Genomic DNA, 21,264 nt, shown 5'->3' on the forward strand with positions numbered 1-21,264 from the left:
TAATCACCGATATATTTAGCAATAATCAAAAGTAAGTTTATTCATTATGACTACAATGGCTTTGTCACAGTTGCGACTTTTTATGCCGACAAATATTATTTGTATTAGCCAACTTTTATCAAATTCTCATGTTGAGCTTTTAAGATGAAACCTTGATTAAGCCGAAAGTTATTCTTGAAATAAAGTAACTCAAATTAGTCAGCCCACTTTGTTGATTTAAACAACTATTTACAAAGTTAAATAGTTGTTATTTTAAAATGAGCTAAAAAATTTGAGTTAAGTAAAACGTTCCTAAAAGACTGAGTTAGTTAACGTTAATAGGAATATCGTCAACCTTAGGCAATACGCTAATAGGTTGATAATCACTCATCTCTAACTCATCATTAATACAAGTAATTAAGTAATCATTCATATCAATTTCAGCAATTTCATCTTCTTCCGCATCTTTTTTACATTGCATCAGTAAACTAATGACATAATCGGTGTCGGCAACTAATTGCGATAATTCCATTTCTTCACTGTTGGCAAAATTTAACGGAACAAATAACGCCGCTATCACTACTAATATTTTCTTCATCGCTATTACTCTTGTGTTAAACATAGGTTACATATCCCAATAGTCACTAAACGAATTTAGTTGTTTATTAAGCACTTTTGCTTCACATAACGAATCTAATCGCTGTCTAATACGATCCCTTTGCTTGGCAGATTTTCTTGTCATAGTTTTTTGTGTAGAACTATAAGCAATTTCATAACCTGCAATACCTGAGTCGAATTCGTCATTGATTGTTTCTGTTTCATCATATGTATCAATAATCATTTCTTTACCTTATAAAAATAATCATCATTGGATTTTCGAGTAAATAATGTGCCGAAAATATAAAATAGAAAAGCGAAATATTTTCGTTTTATCAATCAAAAAAATTGATTGAATAATGGAAGGGGATTTAATTTATTACTTAGAAACTTACTTAATATTGCGCCGAGATCCGAAAAGTAATCTGATTAGTTTATGTAACCTTAAAGTTAATTTATTTTACTATTCGCACCGATTGCCATAGCAGAAATATTTTTATATCAGTATCATTAAGAGACTCTAAGAAAGTCCCAATGAGAAGGACTTATCTTTAAACATTAATTGACAACGACTATAAAAAAATCGACGTTAGTATTTTACCTTAACGAACATTCGAGCGATTTCGAACGTTCTATTTTCACTAACTTAAACGGCGTTGGTTTGAGTCATTCAAATTTAAATAAAAAGCACAATAAAAACATGACAGATTTATCACAACACACCCCTATGATGCGCCAATACTTAACTATAAAGGCGGAATTCCCTAATATTCTTGTTTTTTATCGTATGGGTGATTTTTATGAATTATTCTTTGATGATGCAAAAAAAGCCGCAGATTTATTAGATATATCACTGACCGCACGTGGAAAAACAGGCGGCAACGCTATTCCAATGGCTGGTGTGCCTTATCATGCTGTCGAAAATTATTTGGCAAAGTTAGTTCAATTAGGTGAGTCTGTTGCAATATGCGAGCAAGTCGGCGATCCCGCAACCAGTAAAGGGCCTGTAGAGCGAAAAGTAATGCGAATTGTCACCCCCGGCACGGTCAGTGATGAAGCGTTATTATCAGACAAACAAGATAACTTATTGGTTTCTATTTATGAAAACAAAGAAGGTTTTGGCTTAGCTTACCTTGATATGACCAGTGGTCGCTTTGTCGTTTGCCAATCAACAACTCGTGAACAACTTCAAGCAGAATTACAGCGACTATCTCCAGCAGAGCTTTTATACCCAGAAACTTTTGATGCATTTTCTGTGATTGATGGAATGAAAGGCTTACGTCGTCGACCCGATTGGGAGTTTGATATACAAACGGCTCATACCATTTTAAATAAGCAATTTGGTACTAAAGAATTATCAGGCTTTGGTATTGATGAACAACATATTGGTTTATGTGCTGCCGGTTGTTTAATGCAATATGTTCAAGATGCACAACGTAGTGCTTTGCCTCACATCCGCTCTATTATCGCTGAATCGGCCCAATCAGGTGTGATTTTAGATGCTGCAACTAGACGCAATTTAGAATTAACGAAAAACTTACAAGGCACGAACGAAAATACTTTAGCGGCTATTCTTGATAAATCAGCCACCGCCATGGGCTCTCGATTATTGAAACGATGGATACATTTTCCTTTACGCGATTTAACAGCGTTAAACGCTCGCCAAAATGCGATTGCTGAAATTTTATCTCGCGATATGCAAGAAGAATTGTTTCAACAACTTAAACAAATTGGTGATATTGAAAGAATTGTCGCTCGCATTGCTTTACGTTCAGCACGCCCTAGAGATTTTGCCCGACTAAGAAATGCTTTATTTCAACTTCCTCATTTACAAGCACTTATCCAAAGTCGCGATAACCAGCATTTAGCAACCTTAGCCAAACATACTTTGCCGATAGATACACTGGCAGATTTACTAGACGAAGCCATTGTTGAAAATCCGCCTGTGCTTATTAGAGATGGTGGCGTCATTGCAAAGGGGTATCATAGCGAGCTTGATACGCTACGTGACTTAAGTGACGGTGCAACAGAATTTTTAGCACAACTAGAAGCCCGTGAAAAAGAAAGAACGGGTATTCAAACCTTAAAAGTTGGCTATAACAAAGTACATGGTTTTTATATTGAAATAAGCCGCAGTAGCTCTCACCAAGTTCCTGATGATTATATTCGTCGACAAACGTTAAAAAATAACGAACGTTTTATTACCAATGAATTAAAGCAACATGAAGAAAAAGTGTTAACGGCGCAAAGTAAATTTTTAGCACTTGAAAAACGCCTGTATGATGAACTATTTGATCAAGTGCTCCCTCACTTAGAAAAACTTCAAAATCTTGCACAATCAATTGCGCAATTAGATGTGTTAAATACCTTTGCTGAACGTGCTGAAACCCTAAACTATGTGAAGCCCGAATTAGTTATAGAAAGCGGAATAGATATAGAAGCGGGTCGCCACCCTGTGGTGGAGCAAATGACAGAAGAGGCTTTTATCGCCAACCCAGTTGTATTAACAGAACAGCGAAAAATGTTGATCATCACTGGGCCAAATATGGGGGGGAAATCTACTTATATGCGACAAACGGCATTAATTGTTTTGCTTGCTCACATTGGTTGTTATGTACCAGCAAGTGCGGCAAAAATAGGCTTAGTAGATAGAATTTTTACCCGTATTGGCGCGTCTGATGATCTCGCGAGTGGCCGTTCAACCTTTATGGTTGAAATGACTGAAACCGCTAATATTTTACATAATGCGACCAACAAAAGTTTAGTACTATTAGATGAAATTGGCCGAGGAACAAGCACTTACGATGGGCTTTCATTAGCTTGGGCTTGTGCTGAGATGCTCGCACTTAAAACGAAAGCTTTCACTCTTTTTGCCAGTCATTATTTTGAGCTGACGTTATTGGCTGAGCAAATAGACAGCTTAGCCAATGTACATTTAGACGCCTTAGAGCATGGAGAAAAAATTATTTTCATGCATGCCGTGCAAGAAGGTGCTGCAAGTAAAAGTTTTGGCTTGCAAGTCGCGCAGTTAGCGGGTGTACCAAGATCCGTTATTCAACGCGCAAAACAACGTTTGACGGAGCTTGAAAACCAACAAGCACCGTCAATTTCGCCTGCTGAACAAGCGTTTGAACAATTGGCATTAATAGATAATAACCATCCTGTGATCAATGATTTAAATGCGATAGATGTGAATGAGTTAAGCCCTAAACAAGCACTTGATTTACTTTTTCAACTAAAAGAAAAACTATAAGTATGTATTCATACTGCTAAAAAGAAAGTACAAAAAAACCAGCTTTAAGCTGGTTTTTCTTATTTTAATGGTTGTTTTACTATCGATATTTTTCAAACATTGATTTATCTAAGCTTGAAACAAGGCCTCGATTGATAAGTCTTGTGCGCTTAAAATATCACGTAAACGTTTTAACGCTTCTACTTGTATTTGGCGAACGCGCTCTCTAGTTAAACCAATTTCAACACCAACATCTTCTAATGTTGCAGCTTCATAACCGAGTAAGCCAAAGCGTCTTGCTAGTACTTCTCGCTGTTTAGAGTTCAACTCATTTAACCAATGAACAATATTATTTTTAATATCGTCATTTTGTAAATTACCTTCTGGGCCTCTTGCTTTTTCATCAGGGATCACATCAAGCAATACTTTATCTGACTCACCGCCAAAAGGCGTATCCACCGATGCGATACGTTCATTTAATCGCAGCATTTTAGTGACACTTTCAACAGGCACATCAAGCTCTTGTGCAATATCTTCAGCGGTAGGTTCATGATCGAGTTTTTGTACTAACTCGCGTGCAGTACGCAAATATATATTTAATTCTTTAACAACATGGATGGGTAATCGAATCGTGCGTGTTTGATTCATAATGGCACGTTCAATGGTTTGACGTATCCACCAGGTTGCGTAGGTTGAGAATCGAAAGCCGCGTTCAGGGTCAAATTTTTCAACCGCGCGAATTAAGCCTAAATTACCTTCTTCAATAAGGTCTAATAAGGGTAAGCCTCGATTATTATAACGACGTGCAATTTTTACGACTAAACGTAGATTACTCTCAATCATACGTTTTCTTGAGGGTTCGTCACCTTTTAAGGCAAGACGAGAAAAGTATACTTCTTCTTCTGCAGTTAAGAGTGGAGAAAAACCAATTTCACCTAAGTACAACTGAGTTGCATCTAAGTTTGATGGCGCATCATCCTGAATTTTAGTATCAACATCCTTTTTTTCGATAGTTGCTTTAACTTTTTTTAGTTCTTTTTCTATGCCCATGCCATTTCTCCCGTCATTAGCAAAGCTGAAATTACTGATTAAATATTCACGTTAGCTCCAATTATTAATAGTATTGTTGTTATCTTCTCGGAAGGTATTTTAATGGATTAACAGATTTTCCACGAAAGCGAACTTCAAAATGAAGCATGACTCTTTCCGCGTCAGTATCACCCATCTTTGCTATAACTTGCCCGGCTTTTACAGCTTGCTGTTCCTTGACCAAAATGTGATCGTTATGAGCATAAGCGCTTAAATAATCATCGTTATGTTTAACAATAACTAACTTGCCATATCCTCTTAACACATCACCAGCATAAACCACCCTGCCATCAGCTGCTGCTTTTACCGGTTCATTACGGCTACCTGCGATGTCTATTCCTTTATTACCTTGTTTTCTCGTTGAAAATTTAGCAATAATTTTACCATTTACAGGCCACACCCAACGTTTTACTTTTTGTGAGAATGAACCTGTTTTACTTAAAGGCTTTTTGACTATTTTTTGCCCTCTCGTAACTTCACCATACTCCTGCTTTTTATTTGTTGCAATAGGTTTTTTTACCACTATTTGAGGTTGTTTTTGTATACTTTCACGGGAGGGTTTATTTTTACTAGCTTTCGCTAATTTAGGAGACAAAAATATTTTTTGTCCGGGAAATATTTGATAAGGCGCAGGAATATTATTTAGTTGTGCTATCGTTCTAACGTCTAAGCCCGCTCGCCAAGAGATAGAATATAAAGTTTCACCTTTTTTAACTATATATTCAGTAGCTTTTAAGCTGTTTTTAATTTTTTTACTTAGCGGTAATTGTGCATTTACGTCAACTACAGGGGCAGGCGTATGTCTTGAAGAACAACCAACAATAAACAAAATCAACATTAGAATAACTATTCTAAAAAACACGTATCCCCTTAACCCTTTGTTTTCTTGATAATCACTATTTATCGTAATATAAAATACAAAATAACAATTAAGCCAACAACCAACCAGCCTAAAACATCAACCCACTTTCGTAAACTTTTTTCCATACGTTCGCCGCCATAATGTATCACTCCTGCCACTAAAAAAAAGCGCATGCCACGACCAATAGCAGAAACCAAAAGAAAAGGTAAAAAAGCCATTTGTAAAAAGCCGGCGCTGACAGTGAATACTTTATAAGGCACAGGTGAAAAGCCCGCTATAAATACCACCCAAACACCCCAATCATTAAACCAAAGCACCGCTTGATCGAAGGTTGCTTGTTTACCCCATTCAGTGATTAACGGTTGTATCCAAGGTTCAAACATATAAAACCCCAGTGCATATCCCGCAATACCACCAAATACTGACGCTATAGTAGTAATACTTGCATATAACCAAGCTTTCTTAGGCTTAGCTAAAACCATAGGAGCTAACAAAACATCTGGTGGAATAGGAAAAAATACCGATTCAGCAAAGGTGAGTATCGCCAATATTTTAGGGGCTAATTTATGCTCCGCCCATTTTAATGTCCATTCGTATAGCCAAGAAAATATTTTCATTGCACGGCTCCAGGAACTAGAGGAACAAAACGAACCGCTTCAATTTGACGTTCGTCATAATTATCGCCACGACGAGTAATAATTTTTAATATTTGCGTTTCTTCACCCACTGGAATGACTAAACGTCCTCCATCAGCAAGTTGTTCTAGCAAAGCTTGTGGTATATCAGAAGGAGCGGCAGTGACGATGATCGCTTGAAACGGTGCTTTAGATTTCCACCCTTGCCATCCGTCACCATGTTTCATTGAAATATTATGTAAGTCCATGGCTTGCAAGCGACGCTTTGCTTGAAACTGTAATGATTTTATTCGTTCAACAGAAAAGACTTTTGGGGTTAATTGCGCCAATATAGAGGTTTGATAACCTGAGCCTGTGCCAATTTCAAGGATACTTTCTGGCGTGCCATCAGCTAATAATAACTCTGACATTTTCGCAACAATGTAAGGCTGAGAGATGGTTTGTCCCTGGCCAATCGGCAATGCCGTATTATCATATGCTTTATGCGCCAGTATTTCGGGGATAAACACATGTCTTGGACTACGAGAGATAGCTTGCAAAACTTGTTGGTTAACAATGCCTTCAGCATATAACTTTTGTGCCAGTATTTCTCCACTGCGGGTTGATTTTCCGCCGGTACGACTTCCTACTCTGACATTCATTTTATTATTCTCATATTGTAAAATCGCTGATCCATTCTGTAATTGTTGCCATGCTTTTATAGGCTGTCATATCGATAGTTAACGGAGTGATAGAGGCATAACCTTCACTTATCGCATGAAAATCAGTGCCCTCACCGGCATCTAATTCGGCACCTAAAGAGCCATACCAATAAATATCTCTTTTCCAAGGATCTTGAGTGGATCTCATAGTTTCGGCTTTATGACGATGCCCTAAGCGAGTCACTTTCACTCCTTTGAGTGCTTCAAGAGTAATATTGGGGACATTAATATTGATTATTTGATCACTCGGTAAAGGGTGTAATTTTAATCGCTGAATAAATTTAGCCGCCACAATAGCCGCTGTTTGATAATAACTTTCATCTTTACCTGCTAAAGATACTGCGACTGCTGGCATCCCCATATGTCGACCTTCAGTTGCGGCCGCGACAGTTCCAGAGTACAAGGTATCATCACCTAAATTAGCCCCGCGGTTTATACCTGCTACCACTAAATCAGGTAATGGATCCATCAGTTGGCTGATTGCTAAATGAACGGAGTCTGTGGGTGTGCCATTCACAGAAATAAAACCATTGTCTAATTTTTCTGCACGCAATGGGTTCATTAACGTCAATGAGTTACTTGCACCGCTACAGTTTCTGTCAGGTGCAACCACGGTTACATCTGCAAATTTACTTAGCTCTTGATATAACACTTTGATGCCTGGTGCATGCACACCGTCATCATTACTTAATAATATTCTCATAATTTATCCAATGCGTGAGCCAACTCGTGCGGTTAAATCTTTATAAACAAGTAACTCTCTTAATATCGTGGTAGCAAAACAACCTGCCGCCAAAGTAAATGTTACCGTGACACATTTTTCCGCTTCATTAGTTGTGATTGCGCCATCTTTTGCTAATAAGCGAATACGTCGTCTTTCTTGTTTCAAACCAAATTTCGCTAGTCCGTGACAAAAATCAGCATGACTTTCAAGCAATGATTCTTCCAATGTATAAGGATTTCCAGACGTCATTAACTGCCCTGTTCCCCATAATGGCGCAGTGATATCAACATCTTTTTCGATAAAACGTTGTTCAATAATGTCATCAATAGCTTCAAGTAAAAAAACCGATTGGCTACCAGCAAGCATTAATACATCACCCGTTTGCAGTTTATCAAAAGTATTGTTTTCAATACGCTTTGCAATAATGTGATTAAAAAGCAGCGAACGGGCGGCTGAAAGATACATGCCCCGTTTTTTCTTATCTTTTACTTTTTGCCCTGCAAACAAAGCGATTGCTCTTTCAATATTTCCGCCATCAATACCAAAGCGTTGTTCACCAAAATAATTTGGTACACCAAATGCCGTAACAGCATGCCACCGGCGTTGTAATTCATTAATATCTGAGACATTTCTTAAGGTGATTTCGAAACGATTACCACTTAACGAGCCGATGCGAAGCTTTTTATTATGTCGGGCATAGTCAATAATTTCTACGCCATCAATAGATAAATCAGATAAGTCGTATGCTTGTTTTCCAGGAAGATGAATACCAAACCATTGTTCGGTAACCGCAAAACGATCCTTAAGCCCAGCATAACTGACGAGGTTTTCTTTTACGGAAAAATATTTGGCTAATTGTTTGGCGACAAATCCTGTATTTTGCCCTGTTTTTCTAAGATGTATAAATAAATGCTCACCTTCCCCACATGGAGAGAAAGGTAGCTGTTCAAAGACTTTGAAGTCGTTTTCACTGCTACGTAAATCACCCGTGACAGTTGGTTTGCCATAAAGATAATCAAAAGTCGGTAACATCTTATTGACTCACCTTAACATGACCATTTTCAGTCTTTTCGTTTGATGATTTATTTTCTGTCAATAACACAACCGCATGCACCGAGATACCTTGTTTTTTGCCGACATAACCTAATTTTTCAGTGGTAGTTGCTTTCACGTTTATTTGATCTAAGTTGCAATGTAAATCTTCCGCTAAACAAGTTCGCATGGCGAAAAGGTGTGGCGCTATTTTAGGGGCTTGCGCCACAATTGTGATATCAGCGTTGCCAAGTTCATAACCTTTTTCTTCCATTAATCCAACTACATGCCGTAGTAAAATTCGACTAGAAATATTTTCATATTGACCATCGGTATCAGGAAAATGATTACCGATATCGGCTAAACACAACGCGCCTAATAGGGCATCGCATAAGGCGTGAATAGCAACATCTCCGTCTGAATGAGCAATAAAACCATAGTCGAAAGGAATTTCTACGCCGGCTAAAACAATAGGACCTTGCCCACCAAATTTATGGACATCAAAACCATGACCTATTCTCATTGCATTTCCTGTATATTTTGGTTGTCTTTCGATTGCTTATTCAAAATAAATTCTGCTAAAGCTAAATCATCGGGTTGGGTAATTTTTATATTTTCACTACTGCTGGAGATCAATTGGCTTACTTCACCGGTAAACTCAATGGCAGAGGCCTCATCGGTAATGATCGCCTGAGCTGAAAGTGCTCGTTCTATCGCGGCTTTTAATTGAAGCGTTGGATACATTTGAGGGGTTAATGCATGCCAGAGATTTTCACGGTCGATCGTTTGTTCAATAACACCATTGCAGCCTTGTTTCATGGTATCTCGCACAGGGCTAGCTAAAATACCGCCTTTATCATTCGATAAACAAGCTTCAATTAAATGATTTAAATCATTTAACGTTAAACAAGGACGAGCCGCGTCGTGCACTAATACCCAAGGAAATTCATGCGGGTCAATCACCGCTAAACCAGCTAAAACAGAATCAACCCGCTCTTTGCCACCATCAACAACCATAACCTTGCTATTTTCTGAGAGCCTAGTTTCTGAAAAGTATTCATCCTCATGACTCAGCGCAATAATAATCTTTTTAATCATTGGGTGTGAAGATAAACGCGAAACAGTATGTTCTAAAATGCTTTTTTGATTTATTTTTAAATATTGCTTGGGACAATTGGCCTTCATGCGTTTGCCAACCCCTGCCGCGGGAACGACAACAACCAAAGGAATTTTCTTAGTAGGCATATTGTCGTGTTAACCCTTTTTATGCTTTTTTTTATTGGGAATAATGCGAAAGAATGTTTCTCCGCTTTTAATCATGCCTAATTCATTTCGAGCACGTTCTTCAATCGCGTCACTGCCAGACTTTAAATCATCGGTATCGGCATAGAGTAATTTATTTCGTTGACGTAATTTGTCGTTATCTATCTTTTGTCGAGCAACTTCGTCTTCAAGCGATAAGTAATCGGGCACACTATTTTTTCCGAACCACAGTCGGTATTGTAATAACACTAAAAATATCAGCAATACAATAGTAATAACGCGCATATTATTGAAAATAGATCTTTTAAAAACGATAGATTAAAAGGCTATTATAAAAGGCTACTCGCTGGTGTAAATACAAATCACGCTTTATTGTATTTCAAGATCCTAAACATGAGCGGGTTGCTTGAAGTTTCGCCAATTAATTGCACATGAAAGTAATAATTCTCGCAGGGTTGGCATATGCGGGTTTACTTTTTGATCATTCACCCAGCTATGGCCCGTACAAGCTGCTGTCATTACTCGTTTATTCGGTTTTAACAGCCGGTTTGTTTGAAGAGATTGGTTATTTTGTTCATGATTTTTGTCAAGGTAAAACCAGCCATGAACATTGGTTCTAATTCTATTGTTATTTTTATCGATACGATCAATGGAGTCTAAAACAATAAATGATTCATGCTCTATTGGGATCACTAAGCCATGCGTTAATTCTGTCGATAAATACCATTGGTTCACGCTGTCAATATCTTGACCGTTAAGCGGCATATGTCCGGCCTGCTTTGCCGACCAACTGGCATTTTGCACATCAATAGTCAGGGGAGTTTTTGCTTGAAACATTAAATGAGCGGTTCGTTTAATATAATAGGGTAAACTTTTTAAACGTCCTTGAAAAACTTGCAAAGAGTGAATTTCACTATGAGCTAAAAGCATAATTTCACGTTCATATAAGGCATTACAAAGCTCAGCAAAGTCTGCTGTTTTGGTATCATCTTGCCATAGTGAAACTTGCTCAGTCATAAAATATTGGTTATTTTTTATTAGCTTATTGCCTAAGGCTTAAGCATACTGCATTGTCTATTAAAATTCACCAAAGAAGTTTATCAAAGCAAGTCTTAAAGTCATTTATCAACAAAAAAGTTACTGAAATTCAAATTCCCCTTAGCATTGTTTAAAAAAAACAATACACTATATCGTAAATCCTCAAAAAATAGAGCAATACTGTCAATGTTTAGTGAAACAGAGAGTGAAACGGCAAATAAAACCTTAAACGCCAAATCTTTAGATCCTGCCGCCTTATTAAAAGATGAGATAGACCAAGTAAGTTATTTTTACAATCTTATTATCGATTTTTTCTCCAATTATAGCTTTCAGTTAATTGGCGCCCTTATCATTTTTATTCTCGGTTACATTGTTGCGGGTAAAATCGCTAACTTTGTTTTGCGCTTATGCCAACGTCATAACCTTGATACTACGTTAAGCCATTTTTTATCAAATACCACCAAAATGCTGATTGTTATTATGATCAGCATTATGGCACTTGGAAAATTAGGCATTAGTGTTACCCCATTTATCGCCGCAATAGGTGCTGTTTCTCTAGGTGCTGGTTTAGCATTACAAGGCCTATTAGCGAATTACGCTGCTGGTTTTAATATTATATTAATTAGGCCTTTCGTGGTTGGCGATACGATTACAGTGCAAGGTAGAACAGGAATCGTGACAGAAGTTTTATTGGCCTACACCATTTTATATGATGAAGATAATGTAAAAATCACCATCCCAAATAAACATATTGTTGGTGAAATACTGTCTAACTCCAATGGTGACTCATTATTAGAATTAACCATAGGTATTGCTTATAAAGAAGATCCGATTAAAACCATTGCATTACTTGAAGACGTTATTAAAGATCTAAAAATTGCCAGTAGTTCAAGAGAGCCGCAAATAGGAATTGGTGAATTTGCTGACAGTTCAATCAATATTGATCTACGTATTTGGACGCCAACCGAAAACCTTTATGCGTCGAAATACAGTGCAAACAAGGCAATATATTCAGCTCTACAAGCCGCGAATATAGAAATTCCATTCCCACAACGAGATGTACATTTAATTGCGAATGATAGTTAGAAAAGCATTAAGTAAATTGGAAAATGAGCTAGTACTCTCGTTCCTATTATTTCATTGAATTAGAAAACAAAAAACCACTCAAATGAGTGGTTTTTTAATATATTTTTATAAAAAGCTAAAAATAATCAATTATTTCAACGCTATTTGCTTTAAGAACAAAGAGGTTGCGCGGAGCTGACGATAGTCAGTGAGCACAACAGATGCAGTTATTAAAGATAAGTAGCAAAGAAATAATAATTATTGCCCTTTAACTTCTGATAGGCCGTTAAATATGGCTTTGTCACCTAAGAATTCTTCAATACGTAATAACTGGTTGTACTTAGACACACGATCAGAACGACATAAAGAACCTGTCTTAATTTGGCCAGCAGCAGTACCAACCGCTAAATCCGCAATAGTGGCATCTTCTGTCTCGCCTGAACGATGAGAGATAACAGCAGTAAAGCCAGCATCTTTAGCCATTTTAATAGCCGCTAACGTTTCAGTTAGAGACCCAATTTGGTTGAATTTGATTAAGATAGAGTTCCCAATACCTTGCTCAATACCACGGGCTAAAATCTTAGTGTTGGTCACGAATAAGTCATCACCCACTATTTGAACTTTGTCACCAATTAATTTAGTTTGGTAAGCAAAACCATCCCAATCTGACTCGTCTAAGCCATCTTCAATTGAAACAATTGGGTACTGTTCACAAAGTGTTGCTAAGAAGTCAGAGAATTCATTCGCGGTGAATTGTTTGCCTTCACCCGTTAAGTCGTAAATACCTTTGTCTGCATCGTAAAATTCAGAAGCTGCACAATCCATCGCTAACGTTACGTCTTTACCTAATACGTAACCCGCTGCTTCAACTGCTTCTTTGATCACCGCTAATGCATCAGCGTTAGATTCTAAGTTCGGTGCAAAACCACCTTCATCACCAACCGCTGTGTTCATGCCTTTTGCTGATAATACTTTCTTAAGTGCGTGGAAAATTTCAGCGCCCATACGTAATGCTTCTTTAAAACTATCAGCACCAACAGGCTGGATCATAAACTCTTGTATATCAACATTATTATCAGCGTGTTCACCACCATTGATAATATTCATCATTGGTAAAGGTAGAGAGTAAACACCAGATGTGCCGTTTAAGTCAGCGATATGTTCGAATAACTGTACATGCTTAGCGTTTGCTGCTGCTTTAGCTACCGCTAAAGAAACCGCTAAAATAGCGTTAGCACCAAACTTTTCTTTATTTTCTGTGCCATCTAAATCGATCATGATCTGATCTACTTTAGCTTGAGCTAGGGCATCTTGACCAATTAACGCAGGCGCAATGCTGTCATTAACTGCGGCAACCGCTTTTAAAACACCTTTACCTAAATAACGTGCTTTATCACCATCACGTAATTCTAGTGCTTCACGTGAACCCGTTGATGCACCTGAAGGAGCAGCAGCGCGGCCCCATGCACCTGACTCTAAATATACATCGGCTTCTATTGTCGGGTTACCACGAGAATCCATGATTTCACGTGCAATAATTTTACTAATATTTGACATTATTTTTCCTTTAAACGTTACGTTTACGTAAACTTCTAAATTAACTCTAAAAATGAAAACCGTAGCTCTAGGCTACGGTTTTAGTTATTTTTATTTTAGTTTGATTGCTGTTTTTGATGTTCAAACGAGGCAGCAACAAAACTTTCAAATAATGGGTGTCCATCGCGAGGAGTTGAATTAAACTCAGGATGGAATTGCCCAGCAATAAACCAAGGATGATCTGGGATCTCAATCACCTCAACTAAGGTTTTATCCGTAGATAAACCGGAGAATACTAAGCCAGCGTTACTTAATTGCTCACGGTAGTTATTATTTACCTCAAAACGATGGCGGTGTCTCTCATAAATTGTTTCACTACCATATACGTTATACGCATGGGTACCTTTCACAATGTGACACAACTGCGAACCTAAACGCATGGTTCCACCTAAATCAGAATTTTCACAGCGGTATTCGATTTGGCCTTCTTCATCTAACCATTCATTAATTAAACCAACAACGGGATGCGGTGTATCCGCTTTAAATTCGGTACTGTGTGCATCGGTTAATCCAGCCACGTTTCGTGCATATTCAATTAACGCGACTTGCATGCCTAAACAAATACCTAAATAAGGGACTTTATTTTCACGGGCATATTGTGCGGCTAAAATTTTACCTTCGACACCACGTTCGCCAAAACCACCTGGAACAAGTATCGCGTCTAGTTCATCTAAGAGTCCAACACCTTTTACTTCAATATCTTGAGAATCAACATATTTAATATTTACCGCAACCTGGTTTTTCAAACCAGCGTGTTTTAGTGCTTCATTTACTGACTTATAAGCATCTGGAAGTTCAATGTATTTACCAACCATACCAATAGTAATTTCACCCTTCGGGTTAGCTTCTTGGTAGAGCACTTTTTCCCATTCAGATAAATCAGCTTCAGGTACATCTAAACCAAAACGTTTCACAACAATTTCATCCGTCCCTTGCGATTTTAACATCGCTGGAATTTTATAAATGCTGTCAACATCACGCATCGATACGACGGCTTTTTCTTCTACGTTAGTAAATAATGCTATTTTTCCTCGTTCAGCGTTAGGGATCACGCGGTCTGAACGACACACTAAAATGTCTGGCAAAATACCAATCGAACGTAAATCTTTTACTGAATGTTGCGTTGGTTTCGTTTTGATTTCACCTGCGGCAGCCAAGAAAGGCACTAAAGTTAAATGCATAAACATGGCACGATCACGACCAACTTCTAACGCTAATTGACGAATCGCTTCCATAAATGGCTGTGATTCCATATCACCAACGGTTCCGCCTATTTCTACCATGGCGATGTCGTAACCCTCGGCACCTTCAACAACACGACGTTTAATATCATTAGTAATATGAGGAATAACTTGAATAGTTGCCCCCAAAAATTCACCTTTTCGCTCGCGTGCTAAAATATCTTGATAAATACGGCCAGAAGTAAAGTTATTTAACTTAGTCATTTTGGTACGAATAAAACGTTCGTAATGACCTAAATCTAGATCTGTTTCAGCACCATCTTCAGTAACAAATACTTCACCATGTTGAATAGGGCTCATGGTGCCTGGGTCAACATTTATATAGGGGTCAAGTTTAAGCATAGTAACCTTAAGGCCACGAGCTTCGAGAATTGCCGCAAGTGATGCAGCAGCAATACCTTTACCAAGAGACGATACAACGCCACCGGTTACAAAAATATATCTAGTTGTCATGTGATACCAAATGTCAGGGGAAACAGAATTTTTATATAAACTTGTTATGTTAGTTTAGCGTTGTTTAAGATAAACACACCTCACTAACAGGACGGGAAAACATTATACTTAATATAGGGCAAAACGACAATACGATCTGACGATCAATCTGCACAATTATTTTGCAATGATTTCGTGCGATTTTAATTAAGTAAGATCATTGAAAAAACCATTAAAGTCATTACTATATTATTATCACCTCATGTAAAAACTCACTCTTATGACTACGCCATTGCAAAAGGTTATAGCCGCCATTGACGCGATTAACCAAGAAGATCCCAATTTCACTGTTATTAATAATCAACAACAGCCAAAAGAATTAATTTATGGCCAATACATGTCGGCTTGTTTAAATCAGTATTGGCCAAATTCAAATGAACATCTACAAATTGCGGTTAGAGCACAACACATTAAACGTTGGCATTTGCAACGCGCTGAATATCCTACGGGTAAACAAGGGTATTTAACATGGCGAAAAGAATTAGGTAAGTTTCATGCAGAAACTACTAAACAGTTGATGCTCGAAAATGGCTATGATGAAGAATCAGCTGAAAAAACGGCTTGTATCATTCGTAAAGAAAAATTAAAAACAAACCCTGATAGTCAAACTTTAGAAGATGTAGCTTGCTTAGTGTTTCTACAATATTATTTCGATGAATTTGCCGCCAAATATACCGCAGTTAATAATGAAGATAAAATCATCCGTATCGTGCAATTAACGTGGAAAAAAATGTCAGAAAGAGGCCATAAAATTGCGCTGTCGTTAACCTTGCCTGATCATTTAGCGGCATTAGTTAATAAAGCTTTGGCTTAATAAGGCGATGAGTAATTGCTAATAAAAACTTAAGAGAATGCATACCAAGCGTTCGTAAAGCGTTATTAATTCTCTCCTTTTGCCAAAGGCAAACGGGCAACAAAAATAAAAGGAAATGCGACAAGTATCACCACAAAGATGCGAAGATAATGACTGTCTAACAACCAACAAGAATAACTTACACCTAATACCATAGTTATCAGCGAAACAATTTTTGCTCGTTTGGGAATTGAACGCGATTCTTGCCAATGAAAAATCATTGGACCAAAGGTTTTATTATTCAGAAGTTTTTGGTGTAAGTGCGGCGATGACTTAGCAAAGCATCCCGCCGCTACCAATAAAAATGGTGTTGTAGGTAAAATAGGTAGGACAACACCTAATCCAGCTAAGCCAACAAAAAAGATACCGACAACCCTTAAAAACATGTCACCTTAACTCAATCAATCATACACGGGTATATTTTATCGCTTAGCTAAGGTAAGTACAAATGAGTTTACCGGCCAAAAAACATTTCGTTTACACCGTGTATTTATGTGATTGGTATTTTTTATGTATTTCTCATTTTTGCTAGATGTTTAATGTAACGGCAGTTTTTCACCCGTTAATGCACCACGCCATTTTTTGTCACCCGCAACAAACAATAATTCGCCATATTTGCCTTTCTTTATACTTGAGTCTATCGCGATAACTTTACCTTGATGCCTTGTTTCGACTTGTTTTTGCGATGTATGACCAACGACTAAATAATCTATGTCGAAATGTGCAAGTAACAAATCAATTTCTTGCGGACTAGCACCATTGTCTTTAAAGTAACCACGATACCAAATAGGCCCGTCAGATTTATGTAAATACTCCCCCCAGCCTTCACGTGGAGTCGATAATTCATCCATAACCAGATTATCCTTAAATACTTGGTTAATCGCTGTTAAAGATCTTTTTTCTTTAGCAAGTGAAGGATGAAATCCGCCATGAGCAAATAACATATTATTAATTTTTACTAAGACGGGTTTTGTACGTAACCAATCGCCTAACACGGTCCCTTTACCATAGAGCTTTTCAAACGGTTGATTGAGTTTTTCAGCTACTTCAACATATTTAGGATGTAAATAACGTAAATCGCCATTTAAAACCATGACTTCATGGTTGCCCAATAATAAATGTAACTTACCACCTGCAAGTTCCGCTTCTTTTTCTAAACGATATAAAAACCATAATATTTCAGTCACTTTATCACCACGATCAAATACATCTCCGGTAATAACAAAATGGCCATTTCCAAATGCCCAGTGACCTTCTGCATCAATCACTCGGTTGTTCGTTAACAAGGTATTCATTACGCCATATTGACCATGAAAATCACTTGTAGCGACTACGTTAAATTCACCTTGATAGGTTAATACTGACTGTTCTTTAAAATGAATTCTGTCAATCACCACATCTGTAGCACAATGATGGAACAATTGTTTATGGTGCGCATTTTCAGTAAATTGATTCTCTACCGTCAGATTTTCAATTTTTCCATTACATAACCAAAATGCTTGCAACTTTTCAGGAGTATTAAAAATATAAGGTCCGTCGTTGAACTGTTTTTCTAGTAAAGGCTCAGTATTTCTTCCTACTTTTGTTTGTGACGGTTCGAGATTTTCAGCGCGACAACTAATAAGTAGGCTCAACGAAATAACCGTATGCAACATCCATAGAAAATATTTTTTAAATAACATAAAACAATCCAAATCACTGTTATACAATCCCTTTGAATTTACGACACTTCCTTGTGTCTATTTAACCTAAAACAAGTTAAAACTTAACTTCTGCACCTAAATAGGCAAAACGACCAACACTACTACCATAACCACTATAATAATGACCTCGGCCACTTAAGCTAAACGAGCCTTGGTTATTAAATATGTTATTTATACCACCCGACAATCGAACTTCTGCTCCACTGTCAGTATCCATAGTATAAGAAACAGAAATGCTATGCTTTACGTAAGAGGCTATTTCGTTAAATGCTAAAGCTTCTGGATTTTCGATACAATCTGCACTTCCTGCTGCACAATTTTCATCATTAGCAGCCATATCATCAAGCCAGCTTTCTTTGTCATCTTTATCCACGGTAATAGCTGCTTTATATTTTGTACTCCAACGCACTCGCCACGCATCTTTATACCAAGTTAATGAAGCAGAGCCTTGTGTATCAAAAATATCTTCGTTGTAATAGCCTACATAATCAGTGGTTTCTAAACCGTCTGGCGATTGTACGGTTTTTTCCCAATCGATAACATGCGTCCAATCAGTTTTAAACTTGATACGGCCATTTTCATTTAAGTCGTAGGCATATTCTAAAGCGAAATCAACTCCGCTTGTGCTTATTTCATCGACGTTATAATTTCGTTGCATGATTTCAATTAATGCACCGTCTTCATCACGTTTTAAGTCATTACAAAATGAGTTGCTGCCATTTTTTTCATCCCAAGCTAATGAAGAGTCATAACAATATCTCATGATGTCTTCATTTGAATAACTCGATAAAGCATCTTCAATGGCAATATCGTAATAATCAACAGCAATACGCAACCCTTCAGCAAATCCAGGTGCTAAGGTTACCCCAAGGGTAAAGGTGTCTGCACTTTCTTCTATCAGATTTTCATTGCCAACACTTGGCGAGTAATTATTATCACTTTCATCAAATTCACCATCAACTAAGATAGCAGCTGCTATCGAAGGTTCTTTACGACAATTATCATGTCCTTCGTCAGTCGAAGTTGCGGTTGTGCCGTAACAAATATCCGTGAAAGAGTCATAATCGCCAGCCGGTGGCGATAATAAATCGTCGATAGAAGGCGCGCGTTGTGCTCTCGCCCAATTTGCACGAATAGCATAACCTTCAACGATTTCCCATACTAAGCCTGTTTTGTAACTTTCAACTAAATCTGTTCCTGACCAACTATAATCAGCAAAACGTGCCGACACTTCAGCGGTTAAGCTTTTAGCGCCAGCAACGTTTTTCAATAATGGAAAAGCCGCTTCAGCAAAAACTTCTTTAACGGTTACTTCACCAGAATATTGAGGAACGTAATTGAACGTAATGCCACCTTCAGTTGCACCACCACCGGTTTTAACATCTTGTGAATCTTCACGCCATTCAAACCCAAAAGCGGTGGCCACTGGTCCTGCTGGCATTTCAAATAAATCACCCGCCATATAACCTGTGATCGTTAATTGCTCAACGGTGGTATCAATGGTTGGGTTGGCACGAATATAATCGGCAACTTCAGGAGTAATAGAGCCTTCGCCAAATAAATTCATCGGTAAACAACCGTTTGCCCTTGCTTGTTCGTCAGCACATTGAATAGTGACCCCATCTTCGGCATATTCAGCATCTAAAGCATAAGCCGCTTTAATGGTGTTGATTTCATTACCTCGCAGCTGTGCTTGAGTAAATCGACCATAACCTACAGAGACATCCCAATCCCAATCGCCATCAAATATTGTCCCTTGTAAACCGGCCCAAGAACGAATGGTGTTACGTTCATTGTCCGTATAAATCTGTCCAACTTCAGCAAAATTTCTATCCCATTTGATGGTGCTACCACCGCCAGCAGCTATTTCAGCAGGTACATAAGGATTATCTCGAGAAATTCGCCCCATATCGACTTCGCCGAATTCACCTGTTGCTGGGTCATAAGTGATAACGAGATCGCTTTCATCTTCACTTTCTGGCGCTTTATTATTAAAGGATTTATTTAAGCTGTGTTGAACTTGCGCATAAAAGGAAATGTCATCGGTTAATTCGAAATCTATTTTAATTGCCGTATTTAAACCTTCATCTGGCACCTTAAGTTGCACAAACTGATCGGTATCAATTCCGTATTGCTCTTCTACCCAATCATCACGTAAGGTTTGTCCGTCATACCAAAAACCACCAACACTGCCTGAACCTTCATGAAAAACCCCGCCTGGTATTGCGTCATTTAATCCACGCCAGTCAGCAGGTGAAATGTCTCTCATACATTGACCGTCTTTAGGTTCAGCGGAAGTGATCATCGCGTTACACATTCTTTCGTCATCATAAAAATGTGATTCTTGTTGCTGCGCTCTTTTGCGATCTGCGTAAGTGAGTCCGTATTGTTTATCATAAGAAGAACTGGCATAAATATAACCTCGACCATTGGCAAATTCAGTGCCGTAGCTAAAGTCTAAAGAAAACTCTTTGGCACCGCCTTCAAGGCTTTCACCGCCGCGTGCTTTAAATTCAAAACCTTCTTTATCTTGTTGAGTGATAATATTAACGACACCCGCGATAGCATCTGAGCCATAAGCGGCTGACGCGCCACCGGTGATCACTTCAACCCTTTGCACCATACCCGTTGGAATAGTAGACAAACTTACCGAGTTACTGCCATGACTATTTGAAACGACACGGCGACCATCGATTAATGTTAGCGTTCTACTCGAACCCAAGTTACGCAAGTTGATGGTTGAAAGGCCAGTAGCGGTAATATTTGATTGAGTATTCGTATTACTGCTGCTTTCTGAAATTTGTGGTAATTCGTCCACTAAAATTTCTGACAATGAACCTAAGCCCGTATCCTCAATACCATCTTTACTCATAATAGCTAATGGTGTTGCCACGCTAAAACTATCACGTCTTAAGCGAGATCCTGTCACCGTAATTTTTTCTGTGGTCTCTTCTTTTTGTACATTTTCAACAGGGGTTAATGATGCTTGAGCTTGTCGTGATATTTCGTTAACGGCCTGTGCATTATTAGCAAAGGTCGTTGCCGACATTGTCATTGCTGAACTTATAATTGCGGTTTGTACAGCAACCGTGATAAGTGATTTATTCATTATGTTTCCCATTCATGTTTTGCACTTTGGCATTTTTTTATAATGTTTTTATC

20 protein-coding genes are annotated in these 21,264 nt (G+C 38.0%); 3 read left to right on the top strand and 17 right to left on the bottom strand.

Translation table 11 applies throughout. From position 1 onward, the window contains the following. Positions 1 to 304: 304 nt before the first annotated feature. On the bottom strand, positions 305 to 601 hold the full coding sequence (locus ABXH06_RS14415) for a hypothetical protein (protein ID WP_311583121.1): 297 nt from the start codon (positions 599 to 601) through the stop codon (positions 305 to 307). 3 nt (positions 602 to 604) lie between these two features. Next, a complete protein-coding gene (locus tag ABXH06_RS14420; RefSeq protein ID WP_311583118.1) occupies positions 605 to 820 on the bottom strand; it encodes a hypothetical protein in 216 nt (71 codons plus the stop codon). Between the two features lie 456 nt (positions 821 to 1,276). Here ABXH06_RS14420 and mutS point away from each other — a divergent pair, with 456 nt between their 5' ends. Then, entirely contained in the window at positions 1,277 to 3,829 is a 2,553-nt protein-coding gene (gene mutS, locus ABXH06_RS14425; RefSeq protein WP_353518684.1) for a DNA mismatch repair protein MutS, read from the top strand. 108 nt (positions 3,830 to 3,937) lie between these two features. Here the strand turns inward: mutS and rpoS are convergent, their stop codons facing one another. The 10 genes from rpoS to ABXH06_RS14475 all read right to left on the bottom strand — a co-directional run bounded on the left by rpoS (position 3,938) and on the right by ABXH06_RS14475 (position 11,131). Further along, positions 3,938 to 4,858 carry an RNA polymerase sigma factor RpoS gene (gene rpoS / locus ABXH06_RS14430; protein ID WP_311583112.1) on the bottom strand — a complete coding sequence of 307 codons (921 nt, stop codon included), beginning with the start codon at positions 4,856 to 4,858 and terminating at the stop codon, positions 3,938 to 3,940. 79 nt (positions 4,859 to 4,937) lie between these two features. Beyond that, positions 4,938 to 5,759 carry a peptidoglycan DD-metalloendopeptidase family protein gene (locus tag ABXH06_RS14435; protein WP_353518663.1) on the bottom strand — a complete coding sequence of 274 codons (822 nt, stop codon included), beginning with the start codon at positions 5,757 to 5,759 and terminating at the stop codon, positions 4,938 to 4,940. A gap of 38 nt (positions 5,760 to 5,797) precedes the next feature. Further along, a complete protein-coding gene (locus tag ABXH06_RS14440) occupies positions 5,798 to 6,376 on the bottom strand; it encodes a YqaA family protein (protein ID WP_311583099.1) in 579 nt (192 codons plus the stop codon). After that, positions 6,373 to 7,035 (bottom strand): protein-L-isoaspartate(D-aspartate) O-methyltransferase, encoded by a 663-nt coding sequence (locus ABXH06_RS14445; RefSeq protein ID WP_353518664.1) that lies wholly within the window; start codon positions 7,033 to 7,035, stop codon positions 6,373 to 6,375. Before ABXH06_RS14445 ends, ABXH06_RS14440 begins: the two co-directional genes overlap by 4 nt. Before the next feature lie 10 nt (positions 7,036 to 7,045). Beyond that, positions 7,046 to 7,798, bottom strand: a complete 753-nt coding sequence (surE, locus tag ABXH06_RS14450) for a 5'/3'-nucleotidase SurE (protein ID WP_311583086.1) — start codon at positions 7,796 to 7,798, stop codon at positions 7,046 to 7,048. A gap of 3 nt (positions 7,799 to 7,801) precedes the next feature. Further along, on the bottom strand, positions 7,802 to 8,851 hold the full coding sequence (gene truD / locus ABXH06_RS14455) for a tRNA pseudouridine(13) synthase TruD (protein ID WP_353518665.1): 1,050 nt from the start codon (positions 8,849 to 8,851) through the stop codon (positions 7,802 to 7,804). A 1-nt stretch (position 8,852) separates the two neighbouring features. Further along, a complete protein-coding gene (ispF, locus tag ABXH06_RS14460; RefSeq protein WP_353518666.1) occupies positions 8,853 to 9,374 on the bottom strand; it encodes a 2-C-methyl-D-erythritol 2,4-cyclodiphosphate synthase in 522 nt (173 codons plus the stop codon). After that, complete coding sequence (ispD, locus tag ABXH06_RS14465; protein WP_353518667.1) at positions 9,371 to 10,096, bottom strand: 2-C-methyl-D-erythritol 4-phosphate cytidylyltransferase; 726 nt, start codon at positions 10,094 to 10,096, stop codon at positions 9,371 to 9,373. Before ispD ends, ispF begins: the two co-directional genes overlap by 4 nt. Positions 10,097 to 10,105: 9 nt before the next feature. Continuing rightward, entirely contained in the window at positions 10,106 to 10,399 is a 294-nt protein-coding gene (gene ftsB / locus ABXH06_RS14470; protein WP_311583073.1) for a cell division protein FtsB, read from the bottom strand. A 102-nt stretch (positions 10,400 to 10,501) separates the two neighbouring features. Continuing rightward, positions 10,502 to 11,131, bottom strand: a complete 630-nt coding sequence (locus ABXH06_RS14475; RefSeq protein ID WP_311583070.1) for a hypothetical protein — start codon at positions 11,129 to 11,131, stop codon at positions 10,502 to 10,504. Positions 11,132 to 11,338: 207 nt separating this feature from the next. Between ABXH06_RS14475 and ABXH06_RS14480 the strand changes: the two genes are divergently transcribed. Then, complete coding sequence (locus tag ABXH06_RS14480; protein WP_311583067.1) at positions 11,339 to 12,238, top strand: mechanosensitive ion channel family protein; 900 nt, start codon at positions 11,339 to 11,341, stop codon at positions 12,236 to 12,238. A 237-nt stretch (positions 12,239 to 12,475) separates the two neighbouring features. On the opposite strand, the gene eno is transcribed toward ABXH06_RS14480, so the two are convergent. Next, positions 12,476 to 13,774 carry a phosphopyruvate hydratase gene (gene eno, locus ABXH06_RS14485; RefSeq protein WP_311583064.1) on the bottom strand — a complete coding sequence of 433 codons (1,299 nt, stop codon included), beginning with the start codon at positions 13,772 to 13,774 and terminating at the stop codon, positions 12,476 to 12,478. Between the two features lie 95 nt (positions 13,775 to 13,869). Then, entirely contained in the window at positions 13,870 to 15,507 is a 1,638-nt protein-coding gene (gene pyrG / locus ABXH06_RS14490) for a CTP synthase (RefSeq protein WP_311583062.1), read from the bottom strand. A gap of 259 nt (positions 15,508 to 15,766) precedes the next feature. On the opposite strand from pyrG, the gene ABXH06_RS14495 reads away from it, so the two are divergent. Beyond that, positions 15,767 to 16,360, top strand: coding sequence for a DUF4202 domain-containing protein (locus ABXH06_RS14495; RefSeq protein ID WP_353518668.1), 594 nt, complete (start codon positions 15,767 to 15,769; stop codon positions 16,358 to 16,360). Positions 16,361 to 16,425: 65 nt separating this feature from the next. Here the strand turns inward: ABXH06_RS14495 and ABXH06_RS14500 are convergent, their stop codons facing one another. The 3 genes from ABXH06_RS14500 to ABXH06_RS14510 all read right to left on the bottom strand — a co-directional run bounded on the left by ABXH06_RS14500 (position 16,426) and on the right by ABXH06_RS14510 (position 21,211). Next, entirely contained in the window at positions 16,426 to 16,785 is a 360-nt protein-coding gene (locus ABXH06_RS14500) for a YbaN family protein (RefSeq protein ID WP_353518669.1), read from the bottom strand. Between the two features lie 150 nt (positions 16,786 to 16,935). Continuing rightward, on the bottom strand, positions 16,936 to 18,081 hold the full coding sequence (locus ABXH06_RS14505; protein WP_353518670.1) for a metallophosphoesterase: 1,146 nt from the start codon (positions 18,079 to 18,081) through the stop codon (positions 16,936 to 16,938). A gap of 76 nt (positions 18,082 to 18,157) precedes the next feature. Next, positions 18,158 to 21,211 carry a TonB-dependent receptor domain-containing protein gene (locus tag ABXH06_RS14510; RefSeq protein WP_353518671.1) on the bottom strand — a complete coding sequence of 1,018 codons (3,054 nt, stop codon included), beginning with the start codon at positions 21,209 to 21,211 and terminating at the stop codon, positions 18,158 to 18,160. Positions 21,212 to 21,264: the final 53 nt, after the last annotated feature.

Origin of the sequence: Thalassotalea sp. SU-HH00458, assembly GCF_040362795.1 — a bacterium.
Taxonomy (GTDB): domain Bacteria; phylum Pseudomonadota; class Gammaproteobacteria; order Enterobacterales; family Alteromonadaceae; genus Thalassotalea_H; species Thalassotalea_H castellviae.